The sequence below is a fragment of the Aureimonas sp. ME7 genome, from assembly GCF_903970965.1.
Lineage (GTDB): Bacteria > Pseudomonadota > Alphaproteobacteria > Rhizobiales > Rhizobiaceae > Aureimonas.
Genome location: NZ_CAJCKW010000007.1, coordinates 246,582 through 253,003 on the forward strand (window position 1 = coordinate 246,582; position 6,422 = coordinate 253,003).

The 6,422-nt window shown below is 61.6% G+C and carries 7 protein-coding genes; 3 read left to right on the plus strand and 4 right to left on the minus strand.

The window, feature by feature from the left end:
- Positions 1–105 precede the first annotated feature (105 nt).
- Positions 106–1,134: an Ldh family oxidoreductase gene (locus H7A85_RS14120; RefSeq protein WP_182086581.1), complete on the plus strand. Its 1,029-nt coding sequence runs from the start codon at positions 106–108 to the stop codon at positions 1,132–1,134.
- A 73-nt stretch (positions 1,135–1,207) separates the two neighbouring features.
- On the opposite strand, the gene H7A85_RS14125 is transcribed toward H7A85_RS14120, so the two are convergent.
- Entirely contained in the window at positions 1,208–1,627 is a 420-nt protein-coding gene (locus tag H7A85_RS14125) for a DUF930 domain-containing protein (RefSeq protein ID WP_182086582.1), read from the minus strand.
- Positions 1,628–2,717: 1,090 nt separating this feature from the next.
- Between H7A85_RS14125 and H7A85_RS14135 the strand changes: the two genes are divergently transcribed.
- A complete protein-coding gene (locus tag H7A85_RS14135; protein ID WP_182086584.1) occupies positions 2,718–3,170 on the plus strand; it encodes a helix-turn-helix domain-containing protein in 453 nt (150 codons plus the stop codon).
- Positions 3,171–3,267: 97 nt separating this feature from the next.
- On the opposite strand, the gene H7A85_RS14140 is transcribed toward H7A85_RS14135, so the two are convergent.
- From H7A85_RS14140 to H7A85_RS14150, 3 genes are read right to left on the minus strand one after another with little or no spacing between them, the layout of a single operon-like run.
- Positions 3,268–3,603: a hypothetical protein gene (locus tag H7A85_RS14140; protein WP_182086585.1), complete on the minus strand. Its 336-nt coding sequence runs from the start codon at positions 3,601–3,603 to the stop codon at positions 3,268–3,270.
- Positions 3,604–3,608: 5 nt separating this feature from the next.
- Entirely contained in the window at positions 3,609–4,061 is a 453-nt protein-coding gene (locus tag H7A85_RS14145) for a hypothetical protein (protein ID WP_182086586.1), read from the minus strand.
- Positions 4,058–5,020, minus strand: a complete 963-nt coding sequence (locus H7A85_RS14150; protein ID WP_182086587.1) for an N-acetylmuramidase family protein — start codon at positions 5,018–5,020, stop codon at positions 4,058–4,060. Before H7A85_RS14150 ends, H7A85_RS14145 begins: the two co-directional genes overlap by 4 nt.
- Before the next feature lie 184 nt (positions 5,021–5,204).
- Between H7A85_RS14150 and H7A85_RS14155 the strand changes: the two genes are divergently transcribed.
- Positions 5,205–6,113: a hypothetical protein gene (locus H7A85_RS14155; RefSeq protein WP_182086588.1), complete on the plus strand. Its 909-nt coding sequence runs from the start codon at positions 5,205–5,207 to the stop codon at positions 6,111–6,113.
- The last annotated feature ends 309 nt before the right edge of the window (positions 6,114–6,422 follow it).

Here is a 6,422-nt window from a genome sequence, read left to right on the forward strand (position 1 = left end):
CAAGGGTCTGAACCGGGTGAGGACCCCGCTTTTCCCATCTTTTCGCGCCAGCGCCCCTCCCTTATCCCTGGATATGCCCAAAGGTCTGCCAGCTCGGAGATTCGATTGAACGACGCAACGACGCTTTCCTTCGAAGCCCTTGCCAAGCGCATCGAGGCGATCCTCCGGCGCGCCGGCCTGTCCGATCTTCATGCCGGCGCGGTTTCGCGCGTCATCGCGGTGGGCGAGCGAGACGGGGCGAAGTCGCACGGCATCTACCGGATCGAGGGGTGCCTGCGCACGGTCGCGACGGCCAAGGTCTCGAAGGACGCGGTGCCGGCGCTTCACGACGACGGGTCGGCCGTGATCCGCGTCGCAGCTGGCGGCGCCTTTTCGCCAGCCGCCTTCGAGCTTGGCGCTCCGGTTCTAGCCGCCCGCGCCAAGGATCTTGGCCTCGCCGCCCTGGTGATCCACGACTGCGCGCATTTTTCCGCCCTTTGGCCGGAGGTGGAAGCCTTGACGGAGCTCGGCGTCGCCGCCTTGGCGCTTTGCCCGAGCTATGCCACCGTGGCGCCGGCCGGGGGAACGCGGCCGCTGCTCGGCACCAACCCGCTCGCCTTCGGCTGGCCGCGCCCGGGGCTCGACCCCTATGTCTTCGACTTCGCGACCTCGGTCGCCGCGCGCGGCGAGATCGAGCTTCACCGCCGCGCCGGTCGCTTGCTTCCCGAAGGCTGGGCGGTGGACGCCGACGGGACGGCCACCACGGACCCGGACGCCGCGCTCGCCGGCGCCATGCTGCCCTTCGGCGGCCACAAGGGATCGGCGATCTCCACCATGATCGAGCTTCTGGCCGGCGCGATGATCGGCGACCTGACGAGCGCAGAGGCCTTGGATGCGCTCGGCACCACGACGCTGATCCCCCGGCACGGCGAGTTGATCCTCGCCTTTTCGCCCGAGCGCTTCGCCGCCGGGCGCCCGGGCGACCCGTTCGCGCGCGCCGAAGCGCTGTTCGAGGCGATCCTCGGCCAGGGCGCCCGCCTTCCCTCGCAGCGCCGCTACGAGGCGCGGCGACAGGCGGCGACCGGCGGCATCGCGCTGACCGGGGAGGAGATCGCCCATCTCGACAAGCTCTTGGAGCGGGGCGTGGATGCCTGACCGCTTGCGGACACCCACCGGCTTCGCCGTTCGGCAGAGGCCGCCACGGGAAGCCGGCGGCAAGCGGCCCTTTTTAGGGAAACAGCTGCAGCCGGTCCCACTCGGACACCGGGATGGGGCGATCCGACAGGACCGTGTATCGAAGTTGCGTCACATGAAGGTGGTCGGGCGAAACGGAGCAGGCGAAGGCCAGCTCGTACCAGTTTCCGTCGTCGCGAAAGGCGGCGCCCTTGCCGCGGATGTCGTGGGACCGGACATGGCCCTTGCGTTTCACATCCAGCACCACGCGATCGACGTGCCGGTGACGGGTTTCCCGGGAAAGCCGGTCCTCGAGCTTGAGATAGCAGACCTGGATCATCCGATCCGTCGGCGCCAGCTGCCGCATCTGCGCCGCGATGCGCGGCTCGAGCGCGGCGCCGGGGCCTACGGAATGGAAGAAGGCGATGGCCGAAAGGATACCGACGAGGCAGGAGGTGCGAAGTCTTGGGGTCATCCCCTTTGATAAGCAAGCCATAGCGATATGGCCACCCGTCGGAAGGATCGAAGCTCACGTGCCCCAAAAAAGTTGCCGCGCCGTTGCGCGGTCGCTTCGAAGTTCGGACACGAAAAAGCCGCCCGATAGGGCGGCTGAAAAGTGCGAACCACTATGGCGGTCCGGAATGGTTGCGGGGGCGCGCATCAGCCGAAACCACGAACCTTTCGTCCCGTTGGTGATCCCTATTTCCTCGCACGGCTACGGTTGGAGGCGCATTGGGTAGGAGCAGCATTCCCTACGAGCTTTCATCATCAATGTGAGTTCTGGACGGAGGTGGTACCGCCCAAACACAATGCCCGAATTGTTGACAAAGGTATCACTGTGATACATAAAGCGGTGGTCATCACCCTCCATTGACTATGAGCAACTGCTCAAGGAAGGGGGTGGTTCAATTGTCGAAGAAGACGCTCACGATCGGCCGCAGCGCCGTCACCGGACGCTTCACGACGGTTTCGACAGCGGTTCGAAAGCCGAACACGCACGTCGTCACGCGCATTAAGAAGTAGCCGAAAGGCGCCCATTCGCTGGGCGCCTTTCTTCCGTCGCCTTGCGAAACCGTGGTGGCATTCGGGTAACATTTTTTACGATGAACCGATTGTAAGGAATTACCGGACTACACAGATGTATCACCGTGATATATGTCTCGGTGCATGAGGGTGGCGAGACCAATCCGCAAGGAAGCTGGATAGGGGACGCCGCATGGCTTGGACACCAAGGGAAGCAACTGATGAAATCCGTGCTATCGCCCGTTCAGACCGCCTCGTACTGGCATACAAACTTCACGCGCGGGAACGTCTCACAGAACGCGAACTGATCGCGGGTGACGTTCTTTTCGCCCTGAAGTACGGGTTCGTTTATCAGGACCCCATCCCTGCAACCAGAGCCGGGTACAACCGTTACCGCGTCGAGAGTAAGACTCCGAACAGCGGTGCACGGACTGTGGGCGTGGTTGTGATCCCTGACAAGAAGGGTTGCCTGCTTAAGATTCTAACCGTCATGTGGATTGACGAGTTTGAGACGCGAGCGGGGTCGATAATTGGAGAGTAGAATGGCGAACCATCATTACACCGAGAGCGGCCTGGACAACGTGTTCCTCGAAGGCATGCTTGTGGAGGTGGATGATGACGGCGACGACATCATCACCATCCCGGCTATTAACGAGCTTCATAAGGCAATTGCCTTAGGCATCGTCACGCACGAGAAGGGCATGAGCGGGTCAGAGCTGCGCTTCTTGCGCACTGAGCTAGGCATGACTCAGTCCGAGTTTGCCGTGTTTGTCCATCGCGATAAGCAGACCATCGGCCGTTGGGAGCGCGGCGAGACCGAAATGGAAGGCGTCATCGAGGCGGCAATCCGTCAGCATGCTATCCAGAAGCTTGAGCTCCCCTTCGGTGCAGGAATTGAAGAGTTGTCTTCGATGAGCGTGCCTAGCGCTGAAACACAGCCAATCCGCATCACCGCTAACGACGGTGGCCATGCTGGCTATGCGCTGGCGGCTTAGAGTTACCAAGCCCCAAAACCAGAACCCCGCTCCGGCGGGGTTTTCTTTTGCCCAAACACCAGTGAACCCAGGTCCAACGTTACCCTGCGGGTAACCCTCACTGCCTCCGCGCCATCTCCACCGCCAGCCGATCGATCGCCTCACGCAAGCGGTTTGTCGAATGCCGTCCCTCCTCGAGTTCCTCTGTCTGATCGCGAATGGCGGCGGTCTGTGCCGTCAGCGCGATCGTCTGACCTGCGAGCTCGCCCGCCAGCATCTTGATCGAGGAGCTATCGACGAGGGCGCCCGCGACCTCGACATGGGGCGCGCTCGCGGCAGGCGCGTCAGGCTGTGCTTTGCCACGCCGGAAGCCGAACGCGGACAGGAAGCCGACCAGCAGAATGACGATGGCGTTGGCGATCTTCTCGAAGTCCAGGGATGCGATCCATTCCATGCCCGTCAGCGCCTCGTTGCGTTCTTGCCCACGTCCGACCAGGACCGGAGCACGTTCCAAAGCTCGGCGATGACGAAGGTCGACCACGCGATGACGCCGGAGAAGGCGCCCCCGGCGAACAGGAACGCCATCAGGAAGCCGAGCGAGACCTGAGACCAGATCGCCACGCCGATCATCGACGCCGCGGCCCTGATATGCGGTGAGAAGGCGAAGCCCTTGAACGTCCCGTTGATCGTCAGTGCCGCCAGCCGGCAGACCGCGCAGAGACCGACGACTGCGCTCCACGTCCCCTCGTCGGCCCAAGCGCTGAGGAAGGCGAAGGACGACGATTTCGAGAACATGGCCGGGTCGAGCTGCAGGCCGAACCACAGCCCGCTCGCAGGCCAGACCATGATCCATTCGGAGATCCGGATCGGGAAGTGGTCTGCGACGCCGCGGTAGACGCGAAGAACGATCATACGTGCCGCTCCGGCTGGAAGCGCTTGTCGCGCGCGAGGTAGGAGCCGACGAACGCGCCGATCTGGTTCGCCAGGGTGCCGGCGACGAGACCGAGCGCAATCGCCGCCTCGCCGGTCTGCCACGCCGCGGGAAGCCAGCCAGCGGACGACAGGAGAAGGACGACGGCGCCGCCGAAGGTGGAGGCACCGAGACCGGCCTTCGCGCCCTGGACGGGTTTGTTCATCTGCTCCAGCGGCGACAGCGGCTTCTCCGGCTCCAACGCAGGCCCGCCATTGTGACCGATCGGCGCCACCGTCTCAGGCCGCGGCGTCGGGATGGGAACGACGATCGGTGCCGCCTCCGGCGACCACGGCGTGTCGGGCTTCTTCGACCACCAGTCGAACGCCGCCTTCAGCTTCGTGTGGTAGCCGTGCTTGGCGTACTGCGGCCCGTTGTAACCGCGCGCGAACCCGGCCCAGTCATGGGCGCGCAGCTTGGCGTCGAGCTTGGCCGCCAGGATGAAGTTCACCATCCCCTCGAGATGCTTGTCGGCATCGTCGAGGAAGTCGAGCACCATGTCCTGCGGGGTATCGTATCCCAGCATGGCGTGGTTCTCGCCGAGGATCTGGCCGAGCCCCCAGGACGCCGACTTGAGCGCCGCCGTCTCGTCGATCGCCATGGCCTGCGCGAGGCGCGGGTAGCTGTCCTTCGGATAAGGCTTCTCGCCCCACGACGGATAGGCCAGCCCCTCGCGCGCCGCGCGGTCGCGCTTGGCACCTTCGCCGAGGTTCTTCCAGAAGCGATGTGGCTCGAACAGCATCTTGGGCCGCCCCTTCGCGTCCCATGCGCCCCCAGCGGTCTCCACGTCGATAACGGCGTGGATCTCGTCCTCGCCGACGCCGATCAGATGACCGAGCCGTGGCAGGTCGATGTCGTCCAGCGGGCGCGCCACGCCTTTGAAGCCGTTGAAGCGGTCCATGGTGTCAGCCTTTCGGACATGAAAAAGCCCGGCACGAGGGCCGGGCGGGATGTGTGTCAGTTGAGGCCGGGGGGGGCACCGCGCGACCAACGCAGTGCCGTTCACGTGCAGATTGACGATCATGAGTAGTGCAGTACGGTTTGTTAGGCTGCGGATCTAACGGACGATTCAGATGCGATTGCGAATGTCAGTACTGGTGGTGATGGCCGCTCACATGGGCTGGGCGACTTTCGTTCATGCCGAAGGTGTCGGTCCCTCAGAAGATCACAACACACAGACTGTAGCTCAATCCGAGACTACTGTTTCGAGCACCGCCCCGCTGTCGCTGCCTGTACGAATCATACGGGATAATGATCAAGTTGCTTCTGAAAAGAAACAACAAATTGAGGCTGCAGACAGAGAAAAATATGACTTGGTTGCACAGCAATCCGTTGCGAAATCTACTATAAAATTAGTCGAACTGACTGAATCAGCTTGGAACCTGGCCTTAGCCCAAACGGTAATTGCTGGGATTGGAGCATTAGCAGTTGCAATCACCATAATACTCACGTTCCGCGCCACCAATGCGGCGGTGAAAGCTACAGAGATAGCGCAAGGTGCTGAGCGGCCTTGGATTGTCGCATCAAGATCAGAGGCTCGGCTACTGCCTCAAGGAGTCACGGTTCGGCTTCCCGGTCAGCAGCCGCAGACATATACCCAAGGCATCGAACTCAGGATTGCATGGGTGAACGCAGGGAGATCACCTGCTATCAGAATGAAGTCAGCCATCCAGAGACAGACGATTGCAAATGGCGCTCCCATCCCATTATTCACAGTACCTGCGCCAGCATCTAGTACTGGAGTACTTGGGCCAGCTATTGAATTTTTTTCAATGGTTCATTTTGGAGCTTCGGAGATTTCGAATGCGTATCTAAACGGCGATCGCCATTTTGTTTACGGGACAGTAGAGTACTACTCGACCCATTCGAACCAAAAATTTATAACAGAATACTGCATTGAGTTGAAATCCACGGGTAACACATTGCAACATTCAAATCTTTCATGGCCGGAAACTCAAACGATGATAGCCGACGCGCAGAATGATGTTCGTTAATGGGATGACTTAATGTTGTTGGGGACATTGGGCTTGCATCACGCTCTAGCGAAGGGTGCCAATGGTGATCCTCATGCTCATGGCGCCGCCAGGGTCTTTTGAGTAATCGACATATCTTCCTTCGAAGCGGAGTACGTGATCCATGATGGTGCTGACATTCTCGGACGCCATCGCGAGCTCGTGTTGGCCTGCCCCTATCAGGTGGTCCGGTTCAAATCTAATGCATGGTAGGTTTGGCGACCACGGTTGAGGTGGCCGGCGAAGCGGGTTGGGGTGGCGCAGCCGGCCATAGCGCGGCGGCAGGTGCCG